This window comes from Marinobacterium mangrovicola, from assembly GCF_004339595.1.
GTDB lineage: Bacteria > Pseudomonadota > Gammaproteobacteria > Pseudomonadales > Balneatricaceae > Marinobacterium_D > Marinobacterium_D mangrovicola.
The window spans coordinates 1-24,546 of the sequence record NZ_SMFU01000011.1 but is presented as its reverse complement, the minus strand read 5'-3'; the positions used below and the strand labels follow the sequence as shown (position 1 = coordinate 24,546).

20 protein-coding genes are annotated in these 24,546 nt (G+C 58.5%); 12 read left to right on the top strand and 8 right to left on the bottom strand.

Annotated features, from left to right (window positions below):
* Positions 1–3 precede the first annotated feature (3 nt).
* Entirely contained in the window at positions 4–663 is a 660-nt protein-coding gene (gene nfsB, locus CLV83_RS17180) for an oxygen-insensitive NAD(P)H nitroreductase (RefSeq protein WP_132295347.1), read from the bottom strand.
* A 631-nt stretch (positions 664–1,294) separates the two neighbouring features.
* Here nfsB and CLV83_RS17175 point away from each other — a divergent pair.
* Positions 1,295–1,504, top strand: coding sequence for a cold-shock protein (locus CLV83_RS17175; protein ID WP_132295344.1), 210 nt, complete (start codon positions 1,295–1,297; stop codon positions 1,502–1,504).
* Positions 1,505–1,689: 185 nt separating this feature from the next.
* Here CLV83_RS17175 and CLV83_RS17170 read toward each other — a convergent pair whose 3' ends face one another.
* Positions 1,690–2,271, bottom strand: coding sequence for a DUF2726 domain-containing protein (locus tag CLV83_RS17170; protein WP_132295341.1), 582 nt, complete (start codon positions 2,269–2,271; stop codon positions 1,690–1,692).
* 334 nt (positions 2,272–2,605) lie between these two features.
* Here CLV83_RS17170 and CLV83_RS17165 point away from each other — a divergent pair, with 334 nt between their 5' ends.
* Positions 2,606–4,285 (top strand): tannase/feruloyl esterase family alpha/beta hydrolase, encoded by a 1,680-nt coding sequence (locus CLV83_RS17165; protein WP_132295338.1) that lies wholly within the window; start codon positions 2,606–2,608, stop codon positions 4,283–4,285.
* A 248-nt stretch (positions 4,286–4,533) separates the two neighbouring features.
* Positions 4,534–6,213, top strand: a complete 1,680-nt coding sequence (locus CLV83_RS17160; RefSeq protein ID WP_132295335.1) for a tannase/feruloyl esterase family alpha/beta hydrolase — start codon at positions 4,534–4,536, stop codon at positions 6,211–6,213.
* 409 nt (positions 6,214–6,622) lie between these two features.
* Here CLV83_RS17160 and CLV83_RS17155 read toward each other — a convergent pair whose 3' ends face one another.
* The 3 genes from CLV83_RS17155 to CLV83_RS17145 are packed head-to-tail and all read right to left on the bottom strand — an operon-like array spanning position 6,623 to position 9,258.
* The gene (locus CLV83_RS17155; protein ID WP_132295332.1) at positions 6,623–7,378 is read right to left on the bottom strand and encodes a heme ABC transporter ATP-binding protein; all 756 of its coding nucleotides are present in this window, start codon (positions 7,376–7,378) and stop codon (positions 6,623–6,625) included.
* A 1-nt stretch (position 7,379) separates the two neighbouring features.
* A complete protein-coding gene (locus CLV83_RS17150; RefSeq protein WP_132295329.1) occupies positions 7,380–8,405 on the bottom strand; it encodes a FecCD family ABC transporter permease in 1,026 nt (341 codons plus the stop codon).
* Position 8,406: 1 nt separating this feature from the next.
* The gene (locus CLV83_RS17145; RefSeq protein ID WP_132295326.1) at positions 8,407–9,258 is read right to left on the bottom strand and encodes a heme/hemin ABC transporter substrate-binding protein; all 852 of its coding nucleotides are present in this window, start codon (positions 9,256–9,258) and stop codon (positions 8,407–8,409) included.
* 189 nt (positions 9,259–9,447) lie between these two features.
* Between CLV83_RS17145 and CLV83_RS17140 the strand changes: the two genes are divergently transcribed.
* Genes CLV83_RS17140 through CLV83_RS17130 form a run of 3 tightly spaced genes read left to right on the top strand, consistent with a single transcriptional unit; the run spans position 9,448 to position 12,562 of the window.
* Positions 9,448–11,535, top strand: coding sequence for a TonB-dependent hemoglobin/transferrin/lactoferrin family receptor (locus tag CLV83_RS17140; protein ID WP_132295324.1), 2,088 nt, complete (start codon positions 9,448–9,450; stop codon positions 11,533–11,535).
* Positions 11,536–11,546: 11 nt separating this feature from the next.
* A complete protein-coding gene (hutX, locus tag CLV83_RS17135) occupies positions 11,547–12,011 on the top strand; it encodes a heme utilization cystosolic carrier protein HutX (RefSeq protein WP_132295321.1) in 465 nt (154 codons plus the stop codon).
* On the top strand, positions 12,008–12,562 hold the full coding sequence (locus tag CLV83_RS17130; RefSeq protein WP_132295318.1) for a HugZ family pyridoxamine 5'-phosphate oxidase: 555 nt from the start codon (positions 12,008–12,010) through the stop codon (positions 12,560–12,562). The genes hutX and CLV83_RS17130 overlap by 4 nt, the downstream gene beginning before the upstream one ends.
* 256 nt (positions 12,563–12,818) lie before the next feature.
* Here CLV83_RS17130 and CLV83_RS17125 read toward each other — a convergent pair whose 3' ends face one another.
* The 3 genes from CLV83_RS17125 to CLV83_RS17115 form a co-directional block, all read right to left on the bottom strand.
* Positions 12,819–13,520 carry a response regulator transcription factor gene (locus tag CLV83_RS17125; RefSeq protein ID WP_132295315.1) on the bottom strand — a complete coding sequence of 234 codons (702 nt, stop codon included), beginning with the start codon at positions 13,518–13,520 and terminating at the stop codon, positions 12,819–12,821.
* Complete coding sequence (locus tag CLV83_RS17120; RefSeq protein WP_243642426.1) at positions 13,517–15,487, bottom strand: ATP-binding protein; 1,971 nt, start codon at positions 15,485–15,487, stop codon at positions 13,517–13,519. Before CLV83_RS17120 ends, CLV83_RS17125 begins: the two co-directional genes overlap by 4 nt.
* 92 nt (positions 15,488–15,579) lie before the next feature.
* A complete protein-coding gene (locus CLV83_RS17115) occupies positions 15,580–16,914 on the bottom strand; it encodes a VWA domain-containing protein (protein ID WP_243642425.1) in 1,335 nt (444 codons plus the stop codon).
* A 544-nt stretch (positions 16,915–17,458) separates the two neighbouring features.
* Here CLV83_RS17115 and CLV83_RS17110 point away from each other — a divergent pair.
* The 6 genes from CLV83_RS17110 (at position 17,459) to CLV83_RS17085 (ending at position 24,184) form a co-directional block, all read left to right on the top strand.
* Positions 17,459–18,595, top strand: a complete 1,137-nt coding sequence (locus tag CLV83_RS17110) for a C4-dicarboxylate TRAP transporter substrate-binding protein (protein ID WP_132295312.1) — start codon at positions 17,459–17,461, stop codon at positions 18,593–18,595.
* Between the two features lie 52 nt (positions 18,596–18,647).
* A complete protein-coding gene (locus CLV83_RS17105) occupies positions 18,648–19,262 on the top strand; it encodes a TetR/AcrR family transcriptional regulator (RefSeq protein WP_132295309.1) in 615 nt (204 codons plus the stop codon).
* A 2-nt stretch (positions 19,263–19,264) separates the two neighbouring features.
* Entirely contained in the window at positions 19,265–19,765 is a 501-nt protein-coding gene (locus CLV83_RS17100) for a TRAP transporter small permease (protein WP_132295306.1), read from the top strand.
* 111 nt (positions 19,766–19,876) lie between these two features.
* Positions 19,877–21,184, top strand: coding sequence for a TRAP transporter large permease (locus CLV83_RS17095; protein ID WP_132295303.1), 1,308 nt, complete (start codon positions 19,877–19,879; stop codon positions 21,182–21,184).
* A gap of 23 nt (positions 21,185–21,207) precedes the next feature.
* Positions 21,208–22,434, top strand: coding sequence for a metal-dependent hydrolase family protein (locus CLV83_RS17090; RefSeq protein WP_132295300.1), 1,227 nt, complete (start codon positions 21,208–21,210; stop codon positions 22,432–22,434).
* A 256-nt stretch (positions 22,435–22,690) separates the two neighbouring features.
* Positions 22,691–24,184: a carboxypeptidase M32 gene (locus CLV83_RS17085; protein ID WP_132295297.1), complete on the top strand. Its 1,494-nt coding sequence runs from the start codon at positions 22,691–22,693 to the stop codon at positions 24,182–24,184.
* Positions 24,185–24,546 lie beyond the last annotated feature (362 nt).

Here is a 24,546-nt window from a genome sequence, read left to right as displayed (position 1 = left end):
GGATTAGAGCTCGGTAAACACCACCTCATGCGACAGGCGGGATTTAGACAAACCCACATTGAAGTCCGCGTCCGCATCGCGGTAACCCAGCGCCACGATAACAAGGCTGGTCAGCCCCTTCTCGGACAGGCCCAGCTCCGCATCCAGCGCCTCCGGGTCGAAGCCTTCGATCGGGCAGGCATCCACACCTTCAGCGGCAGCGGCCAGCAGGAGCGAACCCAGCGCCAGGTAAAGTTGCTTCGCCGCCCAGGCGCTTTCCGCCACCGGGCCGGCATCGCGGTGCAGGTTACGGAAGAACTTACGCTTCTCGAAGCTATCGGTCTTCACTTCGTCCGAAGGGTAACGGCCATCTTTGGCTTCCTGCTCGGTCACCTGCCAGAGATGCTCATCGCTCACCTCTTTCGGCGCGCAGAACACCAGCACATGAGAGGCGTTCTTCACCTTGCCTTCGTTAAATGCGTAGGTGCCCTGGGTACCCTTGGCGATACGGGCCTTGCCGGCATCATCCTTGGCAACCACAAAGTGCCAAGGCTGAGAGTTGGTGGAAGACGCGCTCAGGCGCAATGTTTCCAGCAGATCCGCAGCCAGGCTCTCGGGAATCTTCTTACTCGGGTCGAAAGCTTTGGTGGTGTAACGGGCACGTGCGGCATCGACTATAGACATTGAATAGATCTCCTTAGCAAATCAGTGCTTAGGTAGATGGAGGCGTGGGGTGGGAGTTTCAAGACGGTGGACCGGATGTAGAACATGTCAGCTTTCTGCACGAAGCGGACTATGGGAGGTATAGAGTGTAACTGCCTTGATTGGCCCAAAGCGGTCTCTGCAGTTTGGATTGTCGGCCTTTGCTTGCGGTATAGATGTGTCTGGTCGAATAGGGGCGCTTCACTTTTCTGCTTGATATAGTGGTTCAATGACCCCAACCACCGATTTAGGTGGCACAGTCGCCACCGAAGGAGAGTTGGTACCCCATGGGGGCTCAGCACAGCAGAGTGCGAAGAGTCTCATGCTGAGATACTTTTTCGTAGGATCCCTAATCAATTGAAAAGGCATTGGTTTATTTATGGCCAAAGCCTTTTATTAAAATAAATCAAATAAAGCTATTACCCAGCTAATAATAAGCGTACTATGAGCTGGCTTGAGAGTAAACCTGCATTTATGCACCTTTTCGACGTCCTGCCTAATCGTATGTACCTCGTTCTGTTTTCATAAGTTCCTGTATTATTTAAAGCATTATCCGAACATATTCAGCATTTTAGCTGTAGTGTTCAAACATTTTTTGAACGAGTATAATATTATGTCTACTACTACTGGCACCGTTAAATGGTTCAACGAAACTAAAGGCTTCGGTTTTATCGAACAGAAGAACGGTGGTCCGGACGTTTTCGCCCATTTCAATGCGATTTCGGGTTCAGGCTTCAAAACCCTTACTGAAGGCCAAGAAGTTCAGTTTTCTGTTACTAAGGGCCAGAAAGGTCTCCAGGCTGAAAACATCTCCGTGATCTGAACCTCGAGTTCAGTAAACGATTAAAACGGGCCCTTGTGGCCCGTTTTTTTGCCTGGAAATAGGACCTATCTTAAGCCGTTTCGGGTCATAGATACCGCAAAGTTCCTACTCCATCTAACGCCCGCTTTGTGCGCGTATCCGCAATAACAGTCGCTCAATCGTTTCGTCCGCTTTGGGGAAAGCACTCACCCAATCACCCCAGATATATTCACCTCAACTTCACCCAGATTTTCTTTCTCTCCAACCACAACCTTTTCCGTCTTAACCAAAACCCCAGCCAACGCCGCTTTTACTTCATCCAACTGATACCCCCGCTTAGCCGGCACTCTTACCAACGGCAAGCCAACCTGCCCACACACCTTTTCCAGAAACTCGTCCCGCTGCTGGCGTTTGTTCTGCTTATGGCTGGCATCGTCCAGTTCTATGGCGGCCAGCGGTGTCAGGTCATCGGCGTTACAGATAACGAAGTCGAAGTGTTTGGCGTTGATGCGGTTAAAGGCGGATTTCCACTGACCGCGATTGCGGTTGGGTTCCGGTTCGATCAGGTCGGCCACGCGGACCTTGCCGAAGATGCGGTGCTGGCCGGGGTCAATAACGGAATCGAGTACGCCGAGAAAGGAGCGTTCGGCGGCGGTGAAGAGGGTCTTGCGAGAGCGGTAACGGTGGTCGGTGCCGCTTTCTTTGGCAGCGCCTGCACCGGCATTGAGTTTCTTCGCGGCGATCGCGAGCACGAACAGCAGAATGACGAACAGAATCATCCATTCCATCGACGTTTATCCTTAGGTTCCCTGTCGGTATGCGCTGACTACCCTGCTAGCGCTTAAGCCTTGAGTCTGGTTAGTAACCGCTCGATTGGCAAGGTTTTGATCGACGATCTGCTACTAATTGGCGACAGGCTCAAAAACGAATGCCGCTTCGCTCTGTAAGAACCTGTAGGAATATTCTGAAAATGTGTTCGTTTTCGGTATTTGTCTAGACGCCTCTGACACCGCCTACCACTATTGCCAACGCTACAACAGTCATACCCAACAACCGCTGAGCCTCCCACCAATCGGGTGAGTCGGCGCGTAACAATAAATATAAATTTCGAGGGTTTTCTAGATGAGTAGTTTTGCTTCGCAAAGACGTTTTGCCCTGGCCACGCTGAGCGCGGCCATCCTGACGGCGGCATCTCAGGGGGCTTCGGCCCAGCTGGTTTGCAACGAGGTCACCACCGAGACGCTGAACGTGATCGGCGTTCGTGTCACTTCGGCCCAGCCGGTGGCTGCCACCGATGCCCTGCCCGCCTACTGTTCCATCGATGCGGTCACCGCCGAGCGTGTAGGGCTGGATGGCAAGGATTACGCCGTTCGCTTTCAGATGAATCTACCGGATGACTGGAACGGCGATTTCGTGCATCAGTTCAATGGCGGCCTCGATGGCTCGGTATCGGCGGCTACCGGCCCTCTGCTGGGCGGCAACCGGGAGCGCACGGCCCTGGGGCTGGGCTACGCTGTGCTCTCGTCCGACGCAGGTCACAGCGGTAACGCCAATCCCCAGGCCGGCCTTGCCGGTGCTGCGCAGTTCGGTTTCGACCCGGAGGCGCGCTCCTATTACGGCTACAAAACCGTGGAGGTGCTGACCCCCATCGCCAAGCAGATGATCCATAACTTTTACGGGAACGATCCGCACTACTCCTACGGAGTGGGCTGCTCCAACGGCGGGCGCCACGGCATGGTGGCGGCTTCGCGCCTCGGCGACGCCTACGATGGATTCCTGCTGGGCGCACCGGGTTTTAACCTGCCCAAGGCCGCCGTCCAGCTGGCCATGGATGTGCAGCTGCTGGACAGCATCAATGGCGATGTACGCACATCGCTGACCCAGGAGGATCGTCTGCTGGTAGCCTCGGCGGTGCTGCATGCCTGCGATTCGCTGGACGGGCTGGAAGACAGCCTGGTCTCGGATACCGCCGCCTGTCAGGCTACCTTCAATATCGATAACTACGTCTGCCCGGTCGGTGAAACGGAAAACTGTGTCGACCCGCAAAAAGCTGAGGTGCTGAAAGGAATCTACGCAGGTCCCAAGGACCGCAAAGGCGGATCTCTTTACAGCGACTGGTCCTGGGATGCTGGTATTGCGGGCAGCAACTGGAGCTTCTGGCGCGTCAACAGCGGCGTGCCGTTCTGGGATAACTACCCGCTGATCGGCATTATGGGCGCATCGGGCCTGGCCCAGGTGTTTGAAACACCACCGGCCAGTGTCGGCCCTACCGGGGACGATCTGGTGGATTACCTGCTCGATTTCGATGTGGAGAACGGCGGCCGGCTGATCAACGCCCGCCACGGCAAATTCCATGAGTCGGCCATGGCGTTTATGACACCACCGGATGTGGATAACCCGAAGATGAAGAAATTCCAGCGCGGCGGCGGCAAGATGATCATCTTCCACGGGGTTTCTGACCCGATCTTCTCGTATAACGATACGGTCAGCTGGTACAACCGCCTGGACGAGAACTACAAGGGTGAGGCGAACCATTTCGTCAAGCTCTACCCGGTACCTGGCATGAACCACTGCTCCGGCGGCCCCGCTACCGACGATTTCGATCTGTTCACACGACTGGTGGATTGGGTGGAAAGCGGTGATGAGCCTCAGGCGGTTACCGCCAGTATCGCCGAGGGTAACGGAGAGCGTTTCTCAGACTGGTCACCGGTGCGTACCCGCAAGCTCTGCCCCTATCCGCAGGTCGCGGTGTACGACGGCAGCGGCGATCCCGAAAGCGCAGAAAGCTTTACCTGCCAATAGAGCAATGCACCACAGCCGGCCCTGTGGGGCCGGCTTTCAATAACCGTCCCGCCAACACTTTTTCTCCAACTTTCTCCAGCCGCTCGCCAAAGCCTTAAATCCCCCTGCCCGACATTGACGAAATCAACGTTGAGAACCAGTATTGTTTTTGTAAAAAACAGTAAATCCCAACATCAGCTGAGCGTCTCACCTGACAGGGATGCTCATAACTGACTCGACAATAACTATAAGTACCGAGGATCCAACCGATGAGTAGTAATTCTGCTAGCCGCAGTCTCGGCGTGGCCACGCTGAGCGCAGCGATTCTTGCTGTTATCTCCCAGGGCGCTTCCGCTCAAATGATCTGCGATGACATCAATACCGAAACGCTCGGCGTGATCGGCGTTGAAGTCACCTCCCAGGAGGCGGTCGCCGCCACCGATACCCTGCCCGCCCACTGCCGGATCAATGCGACCACGGCACAGCGAGTGGGTGAAGATGGACAGGATTATCAGGTCCGGTTTCAGATGAACCTGCCCGATGACTGGAACGGTGACTTTGTGCACCAGTTCAACGGCGGCAACGATGGCTCGGTAAATGCTGCCACCGGTCCTCTGCTTAGCGGTAACCAGGAGCGTACCGCGCTGGGTCGTGGCTATGCGGTGCTCTCATCCGATGCAGGGCATGATGGTGCCGCCCAGAACGCCACGGCCGGTCTTGCCGCCGGTTCCCGTTTTGGCCTGGACCCTGAGGCCCGCTCCTTTTACGGCTACAAAACCGTCGAGGTACTGACCCCCATCGCCAAGCAGATCATCCATAATTTTTACGGTAACGATCCTCAATACTCCTACGGAGTGGGCTGTTCCAATGGCGGACGTCACGGCATGGTGGCGGCTTCGCGCCTGGGCAATGCCTACGATGGTTTCCTGATCGGCGCGCCCGGCTTTAACCTGCCGCGGGCCGCGGTACAACATGCCCTGGATGTGCAGCAACTCAGCTCGCTGACCGGCGATGTGCGCACCTCGCTGACCGATCACGACCGCCTGCTGGTCGCCTCTGCAGTGCTGGACGCCTGCGATACCCTGGACGGTGTAAAGGATGACCTGGTATCGAATACTGCCGCCTGCCAGGCCACCTTCAATATCGATAACTACGTCTGCCCCGTGGGTGAAACGGAGAACTGCATCGACCCGGACAAGGCCGAAGTGCTTAAAACCATCCACGCAGGCCCGAAAGACCGTAAAGGCAACCCAATCTACAGCGACTGGGCCTGGGATTCCGGCATTGCCGGTGGCGACTGGCGCTTCTGGAAGATCTCCAGCGGTATCCCGCCCTGGGGCGGTTATCCGCTGATCGGTGTGATGGGCGCCTCCTCACTGGCACAGGTATTTACCACCCCACCCACCGCCGTCGGTGGTACACCGGAGGATCTGGTCAACTTCCTGCTGGACTTCGATATCGCCAATGACGGCGACATGATCGATGCCCGCCGCGGCAAGTTCAACGAATCCGCTATGGCGTTCATGACCCCGCCGGACGCAAAAAATCCGAAGTTGAAGAAGTTCCAGCGCGGCGGCGGCAAGATGATCATCTTCCACGGCGTGGCTGACCCGGTGTTCTCGTATAACGATACCGTTAACTGGTACAACCGGTTGGACGAGAACTACAAGGGTGAGGCGGACAAGTTCGTCAAACTCTACCCGGTGCCGGGCATGAACCACTGCGCCGGGGGACCAACCACCGATGACTTCGACCTGTTCACCCAACTGGTGGGCTGGGTTGAAAGCGGCGACGAGCCCGAGGCGGTCACCGCCAGCATCGCTGCCGGCAACGGCGAGAAGTTCGAAGGCTGGTCAGATAACCGCACCCGCAAACTCTGCGCCTACCCGCAAACCGCCGTCTACGAAGGTGGCGATATCGAAAGCGCAGCCAGCTTCCGCTGCGAGTAACGCGATAAAGAAACAAAAAGCCGGCCTCTGAAGGCCGGCTTTTTCTTTCCCTCTTGTACTACCTCCGAGAGAGGCGGTGATCGAGACTAGAAATTACTCTGCCCGATTGATAGCAGAGCACGATGTCTACTGCCCGTCTTAATGCAGCGATCCATCCCCTTTGGCGAAGCCGAGCATCGCAGGCTGAAAGAGAAACAAGGGAAAGGCTGTTTGAGCCGCGAAGCGGTGAGTTTCCTTTCCCGCTCTTTCAGCTGAGAAGCACAGGAAAGTCGGCGCAGCCGACCAAGCCTCAGGGGCGGTTTGGGATTGATAAGGTACTTGTCCGTACAAGTACCTTATCTCGCCAGCAGGCGAAACCGGCCTTTAGAAGCCTGCAGCGCTGGAGAGCTTAGACATGCATAAGTCTTAATCAAGCCAGTACCAGCCGATCGTCCTGCAGCCAGCCATATGCCGGCCGGTAGTTCCAGATCTCGCCGATATGCTCCGGCACCAGCACATCATCGGGCTGGCCCTGGTAGCGTACACGTCCGTTCTCCAGCACGATGCAGCGCTTGCAGTAATGCAGGGTGTGGTTGAGATCATGCAGGATGCTGATGACGCCGTAGCCCTCTCGAGCCAGTTGATTGGTCAGCCGCAACATATGGTGCTGGTGACCCAGGTCCTGGGCCGATGTGGGCTCATCCAGCAACAGCAGCGGCGACTCTTCCGCCTGGCTCAGCTGCAGCAGCACCCGCGCCAACTGTACCCGCTGTTTCTCGCCGCCGGAGAGGCTGGGAAAGTGGCGCTCACTCAGGTGGTCACAGTCACAAAGCTCCATCACCCGCCGGATCTCTGCACGCATGCAACGCTGAGACAGCTTCAGCGGAATCGCTCCCAGCGACACCACCTCATGTGCTAGAAACGGAAAGGTCAGCACACTGGCCTGGGGCAGTACGCCGAGATGACGCGCCAGGTAGTTTGACCGCCAGTGGCGCCTGTTTCGGCCATGTACCAGCACCTCGCCATCGTAGCCGCAGTCGCCGCTGACCGCTCGCAACAGGGTGGATTTGCCGGCACCGTTGGGGCCCAGCACGGCCAGGGTCTCTCCCCCTTTTAGCTGCAACCCTTCGATATCGAGCAGACTTTTGCCATCGCTGTGACAAACAAGGTTTTCGATTCTCAACATCTTAAAGCTTCCCCAGCCTACGCTGTTTAATTAGCAGGAAAAGAAAGAAGGGAGCGCCGATCAACGCGGTGATGATCCCCACCGGTATCTCCGCGGGCGGCACCAGCACTCGTGCCAGCGTATCCGCCAGCAACAGCATCAATGCGCCGCACACTGCAGATAGCGGCAGCAGGAGTTTGTGATCCGGGCCCACCAGCATGCGCACGATATGTGGCACCACCAAACCGACAAAGCCGATCACCCCGGTGTTGGCCACGGCGATACCTACTGCCACGGCGGTGAGCAGAATCAGTTCAAGCTTGAGCCTTTCCACCTGGATGCCCAGGTGACGTGCTTCCGCCTCGCCCAGCAGCAGCGCATTCAGCGCAGCGGCGCGACGTTGAAACTGGATGGAGGTAAGAACCAGGGCCGCCAGTGACAGTAACAACCCCTGACTGGAGGCTGAGGTCAGAGAACCCATTTGCCACAGACTGAGCGAGCGCAGATCCTGATCACTGGCAAAGTAACTCATCAGGCCGATGGCGGAACCGGCGAACGCCGCCAGCGCGACACCGGCCAGCAACAGTATGGTGACCGAGGTACCGTTGGCTGTGCGCGCCAATGCGTAGACCGCCAGCGTGGTCAGAAGACCGGTGGAAAACGCCGCCACCGGTGTAGCCCAGGCCACCCAGGCCGCAGGTGCGGCGACGATTGCCAGCACCGCGCCCACCGCAGCACCGGATGACACACCGATAATGCCGGGGTCCGCCAGCGGGTTGCGAAACAGCCCCTGCATCACCGCGCCGCACTGGGCCAGCAGCGCGCCGGTCAGCACCGCCAGCAGGGTGCGCGGCAGGCGCATATCCACAATGACGGCGCGCTGATATTCCTGCAGTTGCGCCAGCTGCGAGTCGAACAGATGATCGATAAGTGCCAGCAGGCTTTGCGAGCCGGGCAGCGCCAGCGGGCCGGTGGCGATCGACAGCACCAGGCTGATAGCAAGCGCGCCGATCAGCGCCAGCGCAACCCGAAACGCGGGAATCCGCATCTCAGTTGTCCTGCAACTGCTCGACCACGCGCAGCGCCTCACGCACCGCACCGGGGCCGATACCGGCCACCAATGTGCGGCCATCCACGGCGATGATGCGGTTATTCTGCGCCGCCGGTGTATGGCTCAGCAGCGGCTGTTCGCTGAGCAGTTTCTCAGCCGTACCAGCTTCCCCCTCAGCGGCGACGATGATCAGTTCCGGTTCATAGGAGAGCAGGGTTTCCGCCGTGACCGAACGGTAATTATCGAAGTCGGCAGGGTTTGTGGCGCCGGTCAGTTTAAGCAGCGCGTCACCGGCAGTCCCCTGGCCGGACAAACGCAGGCGGTTTTCGGCAGTCAGCAGAAAAATCGCCCGCATCCCTTTCAGGCTTTGCCGCTGCAGTTTCTGCTGCTGTTCATCGATTTCCCCAAGCAGTGAGCTACTGTCGGCGCCGTCGGCCAGACTGGCGGCCAGCTGTTCGATATTAGCCTTGAGACCGTCAATACTGTGTGCAGAAGGCTGACGCACCACGCTGACGCCGGCGGCTTCCAGCTGGGCGATCACCGGTGGCGGCCCCATATGTTCGCTACCTACAACGAGATCCGGATCCATGCTCATCACCCCTTCCGCCGACAGTGTGCGGTGATAACCGACACTGGGAAGATCGGCCAGGGTGCCCGGCAGGACGCTGGTGACATCCACCGCGACCAGCTCATCCTGCATCCCCAACGCCAGCAGAATCTCGGTGGTCGCGCCATCGGTGCTCACTATGCGTTGGCTGCCTGGCAGGCCTTCCGCGTAGCTTCCGGGCGCCAGCAGCATCGCCGACATCAGAACCAGACCGATCACCACTATTCTCACTGACAAAAGCATCGCTATTTCCTTTGTATCGCAGGCTTTGTGTATCGAAGGTTGTACTTCCTGACGAGCGTCGCGCTGGCTTCATGCCCCCACTACGCCGCTCAACTTTTATAAATATTAATGATAACGATTTGCATTAGCAATAATTACATGCTTTTGTAATAGGAGAATATGACAACGGCTTCGAACGCGAGATGGGACATGCAGCAACAGGTAGATCTAAACGGAATTACTGATACACCGGATAACAACGCCAAAACCCGTAATCGGTTTGCAAACAAACAGCTTGCCGGCCGCTGCGGACTGGCACTGGCGATAGGCACGGCCCTCTGCGCGATCTCGAGCGCAAGCCTGGCGGCGGAACAACAGTTCAACCTGGGCGAGATCAGAATCAACGCCACCCGTAGCGATGAAACGGTGAGCGAGAGCGGTCGTTCCGTATCAGTGATTGAACAGGACGACCTCGACCAGCAGCAGCCGCAGTCGGTGCCCGAGGCGGTCGCCACCTCGCCCAACGTGAGTATTCAGGGCGGCCCCCGCGCCAATGGCCAAACGGTGAATATCCGCGGTCTTTCTGGTCCTCGCGTGCTGCAGACGCTGGATGGCGTGCGTCAGGACTTCCAATCCGGCCACCGCCCGGATTACCTGCTGCCGCCGCAGCTGATCAGCCGCATCGAAGTGATCAAGGGGCCGGCCAGCTCGCTCTGGGGTTCCGGCGCTATCGGCGGTGTGATCGCCCAGGAAACGCTGACGCCGGAAGATCTGCTTGAAGGGGACGCCAGCTTTGGCGGCCTGGTGAAAACCGGCCATAACGCCAATAACGATATGCAGTCATCGGTGGGCGCCATCGCCGGCCGTGCGGATTCGGTGAGCTGGCTGCTGGGCGGCTTCTATCGCGACAGCAACAATATCGAACAGGGCGACGGCAGCGACCTGGAAGGCTCGGCGATCAAGGATAACGGCGGCCTGGCCAAGCTGCAGTGGCAGATCGATGCGGACCAGTCGCTGGAGTTGAGCTACCTGGAGGCCAATGGCGATGGCTCCGTTCCGTCCAACGGTGCCGCGCCGGTGGGCGGCAGCAACTTTATGATCGACCGCGACACCCGCACCCGCAACTACCGCCTGGGTTACAACCTGGATACCGCATCGCCACTGCTTAACGCCAACCTGACACTCTGGCGCAGCGAAGTGGATATGGATGAAACCCGTATCAGCGACGACCGCGCCGACAGCACCGAGCTTGAGTCCTACGGCTTCAACTTCAGTAACCAGTCGGATCTGGATAACTGGCGTCTGCTCTACGGTATCGACGGCTACCACGAAGACTTTGTCGGCCATCGCAGCGGCGCAAACCGCCCCGCCCCGCCAGACGGCGAAACCGATAATATCGGCGCCTTTATGCAGGCGCGGGTGGCACTGAGTAACGACTGGTCCGCCGAGTTCGGTGGCCGCTTTGACCGCTTTGCCACCGATGCGGATGGCATGGATGACCGCTCCGACAGCGCCTTTTCACCGGCAGCCACGCTGACCTGGTCACCGGTTACCTGGGGTAACCTGTCGCTGCGTCATGAACGCGCCTTCCGCGCACCCAGCGTCGAGGAGCTGTACACCACCGGCACTCACTTCTGCCTGTTCCCCGGCTTCTGTAACAACTTTATCTCCAACCCGGACCTGGATGCCGAGGAAGCCGCCAACACCGAGATTATCGCCAACGGTCACTGGAACAACTTGATCGGCAATGACGAGCTGAGCGTGCAGTTCTCCCTGTTCGAGAACCGGGTGGATAACTTTATCGAACAGATCGTCACCAACCCGAGCTTCGCCCCGGTGATGGATGCCGGTTACACCACCTGGACCAACGTGGACAAGGCACGGCTGCGCGGCTTCGAGCTGAGCACCGCCTACCGCCTTAACGGCCTGAAGCTGGAGCTGGGCTACGGCATGACCCGCGGCGAAGACCGAGAAACCGGTGACGATCTGACCAATATTCCGGCGGATACGCTGAAGGCGGATCTGAGCTACCGCTTCTGGAGCGATCAGCTGCTCACCGGCATGCGCGTTCAGCACGCCCGCCAGCAGAACCATACCGATTACGCCGAAAGTGATGGCAGCGCCTACGACGGCTATACCCTGACAGACCTCTACGCCAGCTGGTCGCCGCAGCAGATGCCGGGGCTGTCGTTCGACCTTACCGTAAACAACCTGACGGACCGGGATTACCGCCGCGCCTGGGAGAGCCTGGATGAGGCCGGTCGCGAAGTGATTCTGTCCACCACCTATCGATTCTGAGGAGTCTTGCCATGACAGAACTTGCTGTGACAGAGCTAGCACCGACAGGAAAAGTCGCGGTGCTGCCCGGTGATCGGGCGCAGGGGTTGCTGGAAGCGCTCACCGAATGGGGTGAGCTGATGACCATCGTGCAGCACGGCGGCTCGGTGTTCGAGTTCAAAGGCCCCTTCCCCAAGGGGCAGCTGGGCCATGGCTACTTCAATCTGGTGCCAGAGGGTGCTGGCTTTCAGGGCCATCTAGCGTTGAACCTGGTCAGCGAGATCCGCTTTCAGGAGAGCCTGCGCGGCGGTCGCGAAAGCTACGCCTTTGTCTTCTGCGATGCCGCGGGCGAGGTGATTTTCAAGGTTTTTCTCGGCCGCGACGAGTACGGCAGCCTGTTCTCGGATCAGATCACGGCGTTTCAACAGGTCAAGGAAGACGCCTTGGCCAACGAGGCACAGCCTCTGAACGCTAACATCGCAGGACTTGCATCATGACTCTGAACAACCATGGCGAGAAAGTCGCCGCCGAGGTACTGGCGTTTATCAACAGCCGCCGCAGCCTGATGCTTTCGACCCTGACGCCGGATGGAGAGCCCTATGCCTCGTACGCACCGTTTACCTGCGTGGATGGGCAGATTTATCTGCTGCTTAGCGAAATCGCCATCCACGCCGTTAACCTGCAGAACAACAGGGTTGCGTCTTTACTGATTATCGAGGACGAAGACAGTGCCGAAGAGCTGTTCGCCCGCCGTCGTGTCAGCTACATGGTGCAATCGGAGATGATCGAAACCGAAAGCGAAGCCTGGCACACCGGAGTCGGGTATCTCGCCGATCGTCTCGGGCCGCGTATCGAAGGCCTGAGCAAGCTCACCGACTTCAAACTGTTCCGCCTGACACCAAGGCGCGGACGCTATGTAAAAGGCTTCGGCAAGGCGTTCGCACTGGAGGGCATGAGCCTCAGCGGCGAGGGTATTTCCCACCTGCGCGACGGCCACAAACGTCGTGAAGCAAATGATGCAAAGGAGGTGGAACACACGCCGGCCTGAGTGGTCCCAAATTAAGAGGTTATAAATTAAGCAGTAACAACTCCCCAGAGACCCCATTCGACTGCCTCCCCTTCCAGTCGTCCGGCTCAGGTGGTCTCAGTGGAGGTTGAGCAAGTACCATTTTTGTCGCGGCGCCTCACCCGCGACTCCACACACTGATGGCTCTTGAAGCGCTCACCTTCACAGGTGCCCGAATAACCGGGCGGGCACCACTCCTTATTTCCCCTGGTCCTTCCTAATGCTCAAGCCAGCGGTATTAACCGTCGTAGCGGTAACCGACACCATGCACGGTGACGATAATCTCCGGTGTCTGCACGTCGCGCTCCACCGCCTTGCGCAGCTTGGAGATATGCTGATCCAGGGTGCGGCTGTTGGGCAGGTAACGCCGCCCCCAGCAGCGGTCGAACAGTTCATCGCGACTCAGCACCCTGCCCCTGTTGCTGTGCAGCAGTTGCAGAATCTGCATGTCGCGCAGGCTCAGATCGATTTTTACACCGCCCCGCTCTGCCCGCAGTTGCGCCGGGAAAACGCTCAGGTCCGCCATCTCGAAGCTTTCATTATCCGGTTCCGGCTGAGCCGCCGCCAGAGAGCGGCGGGTCACTGCATGGATGCGGGCGATCACCTCACGGCTGCCAAACGGCTTTTTGATGTAGTCATCGGCGCCGAGCTCAAGCCCCAGCACTTGGTCGATCTCTTCCGACTTGGCGGTGATAAAGATCACCGGAATCTGCTGATCCTGCTGGCGGATCCGTTTGCAGACGCTGTAGCCATCCAGCTTCGGCATCATGATATCGAGCAGCACCAGTGCCGGCTCCGGCTGCCCGGCAATACGCTCGCTGTAGAGCGTCCAGGCCTGCTCGCCGTCGGCCGCTTCTATACAGTCGTAACCCTCTGCTTCCAGCAGATCACACAACCCCAGCCGGATGTTGAGATCATCTTCGGCGATCAGCACTTTCATCGTCCGGTCTCCAGTCGAATCGTAAAACAGGCGCCTTTTTCACAGCGCTCCAGGCTCAGCTCGCCGCCATGGGCACGCGCCAGATCCCGCGCCAGCCCCAGGCCAATACCGGTGCCGGAAACGCCATCGGTCAAACGGCTGCTGCTGCGGTAGAACGGATCGAAAACCCTCTCCCGCTCGCTGTCCTCGATGCCGGGGCCGTTGTCCTGCACCTGAATAGAGAGCATCGAGCCTTCCATCCAGGAGCTGAGTTTCAGCTCACCGCTGTCGGGGGCGTATTTCTCGCAGTTGCTCAGCAGGTTGTTGAGAATCTGCTCCAGCGCGGCGCTGTCGTAGTGTTGGCTGGTACCGATACCCGGTTCAAACAAGGGCTCGATACCGCGCTGTCGCAGCAAGGGCGCAAAGGTGCCCAGCACCCGGCTGATCTGCTCATCCGGATCGGCCAGTTGCGGTGACAGCTTGAGCTGCTGACGTTGCAGCCGCGAGAAACTGAGCACGTTGTCGATCAGCCGCGACAGGCGCTGGCTCTCATCGGTGATCACGCCGAGGTAGCGTCCGGTGGCGGGATCTGCTTCGCCCTCCAGGCGCTGCTCCAGCATCTCGGCATAGAGGCGCACATTGGTCAGCGGGGTTTTCAGCTCATGGGAGACCTGGTTGACGAAGTTGACCCGCTGCCGCGCCAGCAGCGACTCGCGCTTCTGTTCGCGATAGAGCAGGTAACCCAGCCCCGTGAGCCCCAGCCCCAGCAGCACCAACGGCGCCGCCAGTGTCAGCCAGAGCGAAGGCGTCGCACGCTGCAGACCAGGCCCATGGTATTCAAGGCGCCAGCTTCCCAGCGGATGGTTCAGGCCCAGGCTTCTCAGCGCGGGACCATCACCGGCGTAATCGCCCCAGCTGTAGATATTCTCGTTACGGCTATTGAGCAGGCGGATCTGTGCATCGCCCAGCTCTTCAATGCCCTGCTGCTGGTCCGGCAGACGGGCGATCAGATCGGCCTGCAAACGGCCGGGGTCGAGGACAAAGCCGAGGGTGCGACCCACCGGATCGCGCCACCAGAAGATGTGCATCAGACGGGAATCCACGTACCAGGATATCCAGCCGGAGCTCTCTTCGCCGCTTGCGCTCTCTCCTTCAGGCTGAGCGGCGCTTTCCAACAGAGCGTTGCCTTCCAGATCGGAGCGCAGCTGGGGCTCCGGCGCTGCAGCTAGCTGCTCGGCTGATTGGCGGCTCGAGAAAGAACCGCGGGATGCTATCTCGGCCTCAGCTTCGGCACTGGGCTGCGCCGCGACAGCGCTATCGCTGTCGGCTCCATCGTTTGCTGCGCTTTCCTTTTTACCGCTATCTGCGATTTCGATCTTTGCACTGTCGGCGCTTTTCATGACCTGGCTGTCCGCGTAGTCACTCATCGGCGCGGATAGCTCCGCCGGCGCGCGCTGGGCAAGCTGGCCGGTGGCAAAGTACTCCGCCGATTTGGACAGGCTTGGGGCGGCCCTTAGCTCCTCCATCTGTGCCGGCGCTACCTCATTGGAGACAGGCGAACCGGGCTGCCCGGGATGGAACAGACCGGGGGAGCTCCAGAGCGGCTCCAGCACATCCACCAGCCGCTGTTCGCCAGCATTCAGCGGCGTATCGAGCGGTGGAAACAGGCGCTGGTCATTCTGGTCCAGAACGAACAGCTGCTGTACCTGGCCGGAACCGAAGACAAAGTTGCGCAAACGGTTGCTGGGATAGTCGGGATCGGCCAGACGGTAGAGACTGTCGGCCTGACGCTGAAGCAGAATTTCGAGCTGCTGAAAGTGGGTCTGCAGCTGGTTATCCACCGACTCGAGCTGCTGCTCGATCAGCTTCTGCAACTGCAGCCCCACCAGCTCCTGCTCGTTCTGCTGAAACTTGAAACCGAGCCAGCCCAGCAGCAGCAGCGGCAGCACGACCAGCAGGGTCAACAGTATGGCGGCTCGGCGTTTCATCTGACTCCCGACTTTGGATTATTGACTGTAAGGGTTGCTCAAAAGCGTTACCGAAGCAGCATTCGGCAACGCAGGTAGCTTTTCAGCAGCGATTAATAGGACTGCTGGTTCGAGCGCTTATACTGTTTCTCACGCAGCTCTTTGCGCTGACGGTTCCAGTCCTGTTCTGACGATAGCTTATCAGCATCCTGCAGCGCTTCCTCCTCCTGAGCTTTCAGTTCCGGTGACGCCAGCGCTTCCGCCTGGGCACCCAGATAGGCTGCGCTCTCTTCCATCAGACTGCGAGCGCCAGCCACATCGCCCTGGTCACGGCGTTCCACCGCCTTGCGGCTGTATTCGTTGGCCACCTGCTCAACGGCGGATTCCAGTGCCGGTTTATCCAGCGCCTGTTCAACCTCCGCTTCAGAGGTAGTGAAGCTGGCAAGCACCTTGCCATCCAAACGGCTCTGTCGCTGGGTGGCCAGATTGGCGTAATCGATCTGCACCTTGGCCAGTTCCAGCTCTTTACCCGCCTGCTGCGCCGGTACCTCCACCTCCAGCACCAGGTATTTCTCCTGCTCGCTGTAGAGCTGATTCAAACGGGTGCTGACACGGTCGCCACTGACCTCGCCTTCGCGCCCCAGCAGACGCAGCGGACGCACGCCGTTAAGGCACTGAATCTCGATCACTAGGTCCTGAGCCACCACCGACATCACATCGCCGAACTCGTACTGGAAGATTCTCGCCAGATCGGCGGCGTTCTCGACAAAGGCGTGGTTACCATCGCTCATGCCCGCCAGCTGGGTCATCAGATCCTCGTTATACCCCAGGCCCAGGCCTATTGTGGTAACGCTGATCCCCTCGCGCGACAGCTCCATCCCCAAGCGGCCCAGTTCGCTGGGTGTCTGCGGCCCCACGTTAGCCAGACCGTCGGAGAGCAGAATCACCCGGTTGACGCGGTTGCGATCGAGAAACTTGCGCAGCTCCCTGGCACCCTGGCTGACCCCGGCATACAGCGCGGTATTACCGCCGGCGCGGATACGGCGAATAGCACGATACACTGGCTGTGGCTCACTCAGTTTGGTGGCCGGCACAACAACCTCCACGGCATTGTCGTAGGCGACGATGGACACTATATCGCGTTGATCCAGACGCTCCAGCGCCATGATCGCCGCCTCTCGCGCCTGCGCTATTTTCTCCCCGCTCATGGAGCCGGAACGGTCCAGCACGATCGCCACGTTGGCCGGTGTGCGCTGCCGCTCGCCCGGCAGTTCAAAACCATCAAGGGAGATTTTTATAAACGCTTTTTGCACCTGGTCCGCCACCATCACCGGGGTGGCCAGGCTCAGATCAAGCGCCACCTCCTGAGCCCTCAACGTTGTTGAGATGAAGGCCAGCATTAGCAGCAGCGGCATCATCCATCGTCCAATCTTAAAATTTCTGTTCATGACCTTGCTCCTTTTTATGTGCTCATTGCGGCACGACCTGAGACACAGGCTGAGGTGAGCCGCGTTGATTGCACTCTAGGAGCAGCCGCTTCCCGGTTGGTCAGACAGATGTATGGAGTTTGTAAAAGATTTGTAAGCGCGCTCGTAATCGACCGAGAACACCTGGGAGCGATCAACCCTGACGCACCCTGGCGACAAATAATATTTATCAGTACGAGAAATATCTATAGCTATACGCTATATAAAATTGCACCAAAACCTGAATAACCACCATAAACCAGCACCAATCCAGTGCAAAATATGCCGACCCATGTAAAAAACCAATAAATTAAGAAGTTAATGCTGTTTTCCCACCGAATTGATACTTTTAGCCACATTCATAAAACAATCAGTCATGATTGTTTTTTTATTGTTGTTTACCTAGTATCAACTCAACAAGGGGTTTGGGTCGCTTTAACCCAAGCCGTTTTCCCGTTGCGGCCACAAATTTTTGTTGGCACTAAGCGCCCACTTCCACAACAAATCGAATCGATGGGAGAAGCACGTGAAACTGAACAAGAAAAGCATCATTACGGCCCTGGCCGCCGTCTCTGCGCCGTTTCTGGTAACGCCGGCATCCGCCTCTACCAGTTTTCTGGCGAACTCCTTCTACGACCAGCAGCACCCGCTGTCCAAGTACGGTTATGAAGAGTGGGCTGAAACGGTCAAAGAGCTCTCCAATGGCGATCTGAACCCGAAGGTCTACACCGGTACCGTGCTGCTGGCACCGCGCGCAAACCTCCAGGGTATCCGCGATAACGTGGTACAGGTGGCAAGCCACGCAGCGATCTACACTCCTGCTGACCTGCCCGTTGCCAATGCGGTTCAGGAACTGGGCTTTAACTTCTCCGACCCGCTGACCACCATCCTGGCCGTCACCGACTTCAGTACCCATAACGCTACTCAGCTGGCCGAGTGGGACAACTCCGGCGTGGTTTACCTGGGCTCTTACGCAACTCCGCCTTACATCCTGTTCTGCCGCGAACCTGTGCGTAACCTGGAAGAGATTCAGGGTAAGCGTATTCGTGCCGCCGGCTCCACCGTTTCCCAGTGGCTGGAAGAAGCCGGCGCGATTCCGGTTAACGTACCCTCCAGCGAAATGTACACAGGTCTGGACCGTGGTTCTCTCGACTGCGCCACCAACGCCGCCAACGACCTGATCGACCGCTCCATGTACGAAGTGGCCGAATACACAACCCTGCTGCCCACCGGCATGTATTGGTCCGGCCCGCATTGGGGCTTTAACCCCGGTTTCTGGACCGGCCTTACCGACGCTCAGCGTGATGTCTTCAAGCAGGCCACCGCAAAAGCGATGACCCGCATGGCGGTGCAGTACATCAAGTCCTCTGAGTCTGCGCTGGAAGAAGCCAAGACCAAGGGTAACCAGGTGTTTGAACCGGAAGCGGACCTTAAAAAGTCTGCCGATGACTTCCGCCAGAAGTCCCTGGATGGCATCTACACCCTGGTTGAAGAGAAGTACGACATTGCCGATGGCAAGGCGCTGATTGACGACTACCTGCAGACCTATGAAAAGTGGGAAAATCTGCTGAAGGATATCGACCGGGAAGACGAAGACGCTCTGGCCGAGCTGGCTAAGCAGGAGATTTACGACACCCTGCCCGCCGACTACGGCATCCGGTAATGGGAACCACGCCCCTTTAACAGTAAAGGGGCGTCTGTCGTAAGGAATTAGCATGCTGAAAAAACGCTCACAGTCCGAGCGCTCCGCCGAAACCCAGGGTCTGATCATGCAGGCTACCCTCGACTGCATACTGCAGAAAGGGATACGGGAAACCTCCACGGTCGACGTGGCGAAACAGGCTGGAGTCTCTCGCGGCGCACTGTTGCATCACTATCCGACCAAGGAAAGCCTGATGCACGCGGCACTGGAAAAGGTGCTGAGCGAAGAGATCAGCCTGGTTCAACAGATCGCCGCCGAGGTCAACGAAGGCACGGCCGATCTCGATACTTTCCTGCAGGCGATGTGGGATCACTTCGCCGGCGACCTGTTCAAGATCGCGCTGGAGTATCTGACCACTGCACGTACCGACGAGGCGATTCGCGATGTGCTGACGCCCCTGGCCGCGCACTATAACGAATCGATGGAGCAGATCTGGGAACAGCTGACCGCAGAGGCTGAAAACGCCAGCGAAAGCCGCGTCGCACTGACCGCAACGCTCTGCATGATGCGCGGTATGGCGGCACAGGGCATCTGGCGTGACGATCCGAAGCTGTTTCAGGATGTGCTGCAATTCTGGCGAAAATCCCTCGCCAACACCGGACTGTTACCGGTAAAACGGAGTAACTAGCGATGTTCTACAACGGCATCGAACGCTGCGCGTCCTTCGCAGCCAAAGCCACCCTGTTTGTCAGCGGCTGTTTCATAGCCCTGATGGCACTGCATATCACCCTGGATGTGGTGTTGCGGTTTATTTTCGGCAACTCCTTTCAGGGTACCCTGGAAGTGGTCTCCTTCTACTACATGGTTTGTGCGATTTTCCTGTCGCTGGCCTATGTGGAATACAAACGTGAGCACATCAGCGTCGATGTTGTGGTGCAGCGACTGCCCGAGGCGATGAAGCTTCCGCTGTATGTGTTTGCCTGCCTCTTGGGGATCGCTTACTTCGGCATGCTCGGTTACCAGAGCACACTGGATGCGCTGCGCGCCACCGAGAGTCAGGAAACGGCCATGGCCAATTTCACCTTTTATATCTGGCCCAGCCGCTGGGCTCTGCCGGTGGGCTTTTTCGCGACCTGCATCGCCACCTTTGCCAACATGGTGAAGGCGATTGCCGAACGCAAGGCACTCTAATCTGTCGAGCTTTGATCTGCCGAACTCTGATCTACAGAAAAGTGCAATGACTTAAGAACCCGGAGCAGCCCTACGGCACCGTTCCGAGTCTCTAATTCAGTAGGACAACCTATGACAAACCTTCAGATCGGTATGGCGGGAATCGCCATTGCCCTGGGCCTTATCGCCCTGCGAGTCCCTATCGGCGTGGCGCTGGGCCTCGTATCCATCGTCGGTATCGCCATGATGACCACCTTCGGCATCGCCCTGGGCATGGTCTCGGCCACACCTTTTGACTTCGCCGGCCAGTGGGAACTGTCGGCGGCGCCCATGTTCCTGTTTATGGGCTACCTGTGCACTAGCACCAACATGACCCAGGGCCTGTTTACCGCCATGCGTCTGTTCCTGGCGCGCCTGCCCGGTGGTCTTGCGGTCTCCAGCGTCATCGCCTCGGCCTTCTTCGCAGCGGCTTCCGGTTCCAGCGTGGCCACCTCCGCGGCCATGTCACGTATCGCCGTGCCGGAGATGCTCAAGCACAACTACAACCGCGGTCTCGCCACCGGTACCATCGCCGCGTCCGGCACCCTGGGCTCACTGATTCCGCCCAGCGTTCTGCTGGTGCTGTACGGCGTTTACGCCCAGGTGTCCGTGGGCCAGCTGTTCATGGCGGGCTTTCTGCCTGGCATCATGTCGGCGGGGCTCTATATCCTGATGATCATGCTGCGGGTTAAACGCAACCCGGAACTGGCGGGTAACAGCGCAGAGCGCGCCAGCAGTCAGGAGAAGATCGACGCCATCAAGGAGATCTGGCCGCTGCCACTGCTGATCGGTGCAGTGCTGGGCGGTATTTTCCTTGGCATCTTCTCGCCCACCGAGGCAGGTGCCGTGGGTACCTGTATCGCCGCTCTGATCGCCATCAGCCGCCGCACGCTGACCTTTGCTGCCGTTAAAGACGCGATCATCAACACCGCCTCCAGCACCGCCAGTATCTTTATCATCCTGATCGGCTCGCTGTTCTTTACCCGCTTCCTCGCCCTGAGTGGCGTACCGGGCGCTTTCTCTGACCTGATTCTCAGTGTCAGCACCGAAACCTGGTGGATTCTGCTGGCAGTAGCCCTGATCTACCTGGTGCTGGGCATGTTCATCGACTCCATCGGCCTGATGCTTCTGACTCTGCCGCTGATTCTGCCGCTGGTGCAGGGTGCCGATATGAACCTGGTCTGGTTCGGCATCATCGTCGTCAAGCTGCTGGAGGTTGGCCTGGTCACACCGCCTATCGGTCTGAACGTCTATGTGATCAAGGGCGCACTAGGCAATACCGTTTCCCTTCCTGAGGTCTTTAAAGGCGTCAGCTGGTTCATCCTGATGGACATCATCGCCCTTCTCCTCATCATTCTCATCCCCGCGCTGTCGCTCTATCTGCCCGCCCAGATGCAATAACGCCCAGCTAATCGAGGTTAACAATGCAAAACGTACTTTTTACCAACGCCAATATTATCGATTCCCGCAACGGCACAGTTCTGGCCGAGCAGCAGGTACTGGTCAGCGACGGGCGCATCGCACAGGTATCCGCAAGCCCCATCCAGTCTGAAGACGCTCAGGTGATCGACCTGCGCGGCCGCTTCCTGATGCCGGGTCTGTGTGACTCCCACGTACACGTGACAGCAATCACACCGAACTTTGCACTGCTGGGCACCATGTCACCGTTCTACGTGACCGCTAAAACCGGCCCGATGCTGGAAAGCATGCTGATGCGCGGCTTCACCACCGTGCGTGACGCTGGTGGCGCCGACTACGGCCTGGCCCAGGCGGTCGACGAAGACGCCATGCTTGGCCCACGTATTCTCTACTGCGGCAAGGCGATCTCCCAGACCGGCGGCCATGGCGATATGCGCTCTGCCGGCCAACACACCTTTGAAGGCTGCTTCTGCTGCGCGGGCCTTGGCCGCGTCTGCGACGGCGTTGCTGAAGTGCGTCGTGCCTGCCGCGACGAGATCCGCAAGGGCGCAACCCAGATCAAGATCATGGCCTCCGGCGGCGTATCCTCCCCGACCGATCGTATCGACAGCACCCAGTTCTCACTGGAAGAGATCGACGCCATCGTGCAGGAAGCCACTGCCGCCAACATCCACACCATGGCCCACGCCTACACTGCACGCGCTATCAACCGCCTGATCCCCCGTGGCGTAAAAACCATCGAACACGGCAACCTGATGGATGAGGAAAGCTGCCGCCTGTTCGTCGAACACGATGCTTACCTGACACCGACGCTGGTTATCTACGATTCCCTGGCCAAAGAGGGCGTGGAAGCCGGCCTGCCAAAAGCGATGGCGGACAAGGTCTTCGACGTGCTCGAAGCGGGCGGTAAAGCCCTGGAGATGGCACAGCGCAGCGGCGTGAAAATGCTGTTTGGCTCTGACCTTTTGGGCCAGATGGAGCGTCACCAGCTTAACGAGTTTAACCTGCGTGCCGACGTTGTTCCCGCCGACGACCTGATCCGTGCTGCCACCTGCAACGCCGCCGACGCCTTTGGCTACACCGGTGACTTCGGTGAAATCATCGAAGGCGCCCGCGCCGATATGCTGGTGCTGGAGCACAACCCGCTGGACGACATCAAGGTACTGACCCGTCCGGAAAGCGAACTGAGCCTGATCATGAAGGCCGGCCGCATCTACAAGCAGACCCTCTAACCTGCTGCATAAAAAAGCGGAGGCTCTATCAGCCTCCGCTTTTCTCCCCCTTTTACAGCCCCACTGAATAACCCTACTCCTCTCGATTCAGCTTAATGGCCGGCGGTTCGCTATAATCCCGCACTCAAACCTGGCAATTTTAGCTTGCAGCTATTCGCGGTCGGTCGCTCAACGGCCCGGCTTCACCTAGTATCTTTAGCAAGCTTGCTCACCCAGGCTATCCCTCAGATCCCAGCGCTACAGATAAGGAGCCACAATGAATCACTACCAGGCTTTGGTTGACCAGTTCACCCGACTGAACCGGCTTGCCCACGCCAGCACCTTCCTCGGCTGGGATCAGGAGGTGATGATGCCGCCGGGCGGGGCCGAGAGCCGCGCCCAGGCGATGGCGGAGCTGCATCAGCTGCAGCATGAGATGCTGACGGCGCCGCAGTTGGGCGACTGGTTCGCTGAAGCACAGCAGCAGCCCCTCAGCGCCGACGAACAGGCGAGCCTGCGCGAGATGCATCGACAGTGGCTGCAGGCGAGCTGCCTGCCGTCAGACCTGGTTCAGGCGCAGTCGCTAGCCTCGAGCCGCTGCTCCCACGCCTGGCGCGATCAGCGTGGCAAGAATGACTGGCAGGGTTTCCTCGGTAACTTCAAGGAGCTGGTCAACCTGTCGCGCCAGGAAGCCAAAGCCCGCATGGATGCTGCCGGTGGCGCCTTTGACACCCCTTACGATGCCCTGCTGGATCTCTATTCCAGCGGCGATACCAGCACATCCATCGGCAAGGTATTTGATGGTCTCAAAGCGGAGCTGCCGGAGCTGATCAACGCGGTTATCGAGCGCCAGCGCCGCCGGCCCCACGTGGATCTGAGCGGCCACTACCCGGTCGCCTCGCAGGAGCAGCTAAGCCGCGAGGTGATGAAACTGCTGGGGTTCGACTTCAACAACGGTCGGCTCGATATCAGCAGCCATCCGTTCAGCACCGGCGTGCGCGGTGATCACCGTATCACCACCCGTTACAACGAAGATGGCTTTATCGATGCGTTGATGGGCACGGTGCATGAAACCGGTCACGCCAGTTACGAAGCGGGGCTGCCGGAAGCCTGGAACGGCCTGCCCGTGGGCGAGGCGCGCAGCATGAGTATTCATGAAAGCCAGAGCCTGCTGTTTGAAAAGCAGCTGCTGCTGTCTCAGCCCTTTGTCCGATACCTGACGCCGATGATCCAGCGCCACTTCCCGGCGTTGAAAGAGGTGGATAACGATGAGTTCTGGCACGCCATGACCCATGTGCAGCGCGGCTTTATCCGCGTGGATGCGGACGAGGTCACCTACCCGATGCATATCGTGCTTCGCTACGAGATCGAATCCAAGCTGATCAACGGCGAAATGGAAGCAGAGGATATCCCCGACGCCTGGGCAGAGAAAATGCAAGACTACCTGGGCCTGGATACCCGCGGCAACTATAAGGATGGCTGCCTGCAGGATATTCATTGGCCGTCCGGTGCGTTCGGCTATTTCCCCTCCTACACCCTAGGCGCCCTGAACGCGGCACAGCTGTTTGCCGCCATGCACCGGGATATGGAGGATCTGGATGCGCACCTGGGGCGCGGTGATGTGACGCTGCTGCGTCAGTGGCTGGGTGAGAAGATCTGGAACAAGGGGTCGTTTCTCAGCTCAGAGGAGCTGATGACTCAGGCGACTGGAGAGGCGACTAATCCGGAGTATTTTATTCGGCATATTCGGAGTCGGTACCTTGAGGGGTAAGCTTGCGCTTACTTCATGGGAAGCTTTTTAAACCAGGTGACTCGTTTAATTTTTTCGCGTGCCGAAGACCTATCAGCGTTTACTTAACTCCCGTTTCGCCTGCTGGCGAGCCAAGGGACTTGTGCGGACAAGTCCCTTGGCAATCCCAAACCGCCCCTGCTGCTTGATCGGCTGCGCCGATTTCCCTGTGCTTCTCGCCTGAAAGAGCGGGAAAGGAAACTCGCTTCGCTCAAACAACCTTTCCCTTGTTTCTCTTTCACGCTGCGATGTAGTGGTCAACTAATCCCGGACACGGTTTTAAGTTTTTCTTCCGCCGCCAGCGGACTGATGCCACCATTCGCACGATGTGGCCGCTGGCGGTT

Bases quoted from the DNA above. Each gene is read 5' to 3' on its own strand.
- nfsB (WP_132295347.1), bottom strand. From the start codon at position 663: ATGTCTATAGTCGATGCCGCACGTGCCCGTTACACCACCAAAGCTTTC.
- CLV83_RS17175 (WP_132295344.1), top strand. From the start codon at position 1,295: ATGTCTACTACTACTGGCACCGTTAAATGGTTCAACGAAACTAAAGGC.
- CLV83_RS17170 (WP_132295341.1), bottom strand. From the start codon at position 2,271: ATGGAATGGATGATTCTGTTCGTCATTCTGCTGTTCGTGCTCGCGATC.
- CLV83_RS17165 (WP_132295338.1), top strand. From the start codon at position 2,606: ATGAGTAGTTTTGCTTCGCAAAGACGTTTTGCCCTGGCCACGCTGAGC.
- CLV83_RS17160 (WP_132295335.1), top strand. From the start codon at position 4,534: ATGAGTAGTAATTCTGCTAGCCGCAGTCTCGGCGTGGCCACGCTGAGC.
- CLV83_RS17155 (WP_132295332.1), bottom strand. From the start codon at position 7,378: ATGTTGAGAATCGAAAACCTTGTTTGTCACAGCGATGGCAAAAGTCTG.
- CLV83_RS17150 (WP_132295329.1), bottom strand. From the start codon at position 8,405: ATGCGGATTCCCGCGTTTCGGGTTGCGCTGGCGCTGATCGGCGCGCTT.
- CLV83_RS17145 (WP_132295326.1), bottom strand. From the start codon at position 9,258: ATGCTTTTGTCAGTGAGAATAGTGGTGATCGGTCTGGTTCTGATGTCG.
- CLV83_RS17140 (WP_132295324.1), top strand. From the start codon at position 9,448: ATGCAGCAACAGGTAGATCTAAACGGAATTACTGATACACCGGATAAC.
- hutX (WP_132295321.1), top strand. From the start codon at position 11,547: ATGACAGAACTTGCTGTGACAGAGCTAGCACCGACAGGAAAAGTCGCG.
- CLV83_RS17130 (WP_132295318.1), top strand. From the start codon at position 12,008: ATGACTCTGAACAACCATGGCGAGAAAGTCGCCGCCGAGGTACTGGCG.
- CLV83_RS17125 (WP_132295315.1), bottom strand. From the start codon at position 13,520: ATGAAAGTGCTGATCGCCGAAGATGATCTCAACATCCGGCTGGGGTTG.
- CLV83_RS17120 (WP_243642426.1), bottom strand. From the start codon at position 15,487: ATGAAACGCCGAGCCGCCATACTGTTGACCCTGCTGGTCGTGCTGCCG.
- CLV83_RS17115 (WP_243642425.1), bottom strand. From the start codon at position 16,914: ATGAACAGAAATTTTAAGATTGGACGATGGATGATGCCGCTGCTGCTA.
- CLV83_RS17105 (WP_132295309.1), top strand. From the start codon at position 18,648: ATGCTGAAAAAACGCTCACAGTCCGAGCGCTCCGCCGAAACCCAGGGT.
- CLV83_RS17100 (WP_132295306.1), top strand. From the start codon at position 19,265: ATGTTCTACAACGGCATCGAACGCTGCGCGTCCTTCGCAGCCAAAGCC.
- CLV83_RS17095 (WP_132295303.1), top strand. From the start codon at position 19,877: ATGACAAACCTTCAGATCGGTATGGCGGGAATCGCCATTGCCCTGGGC.
- CLV83_RS17090 (WP_132295300.1), top strand. From the start codon at position 21,208: ATGCAAAACGTACTTTTTACCAACGCCAATATTATCGATTCCCGCAAC.
- CLV83_RS17085 (WP_132295297.1), top strand. From the start codon at position 22,691: ATGAATCACTACCAGGCTTTGGTTGACCAGTTCACCCGACTGAACCGG.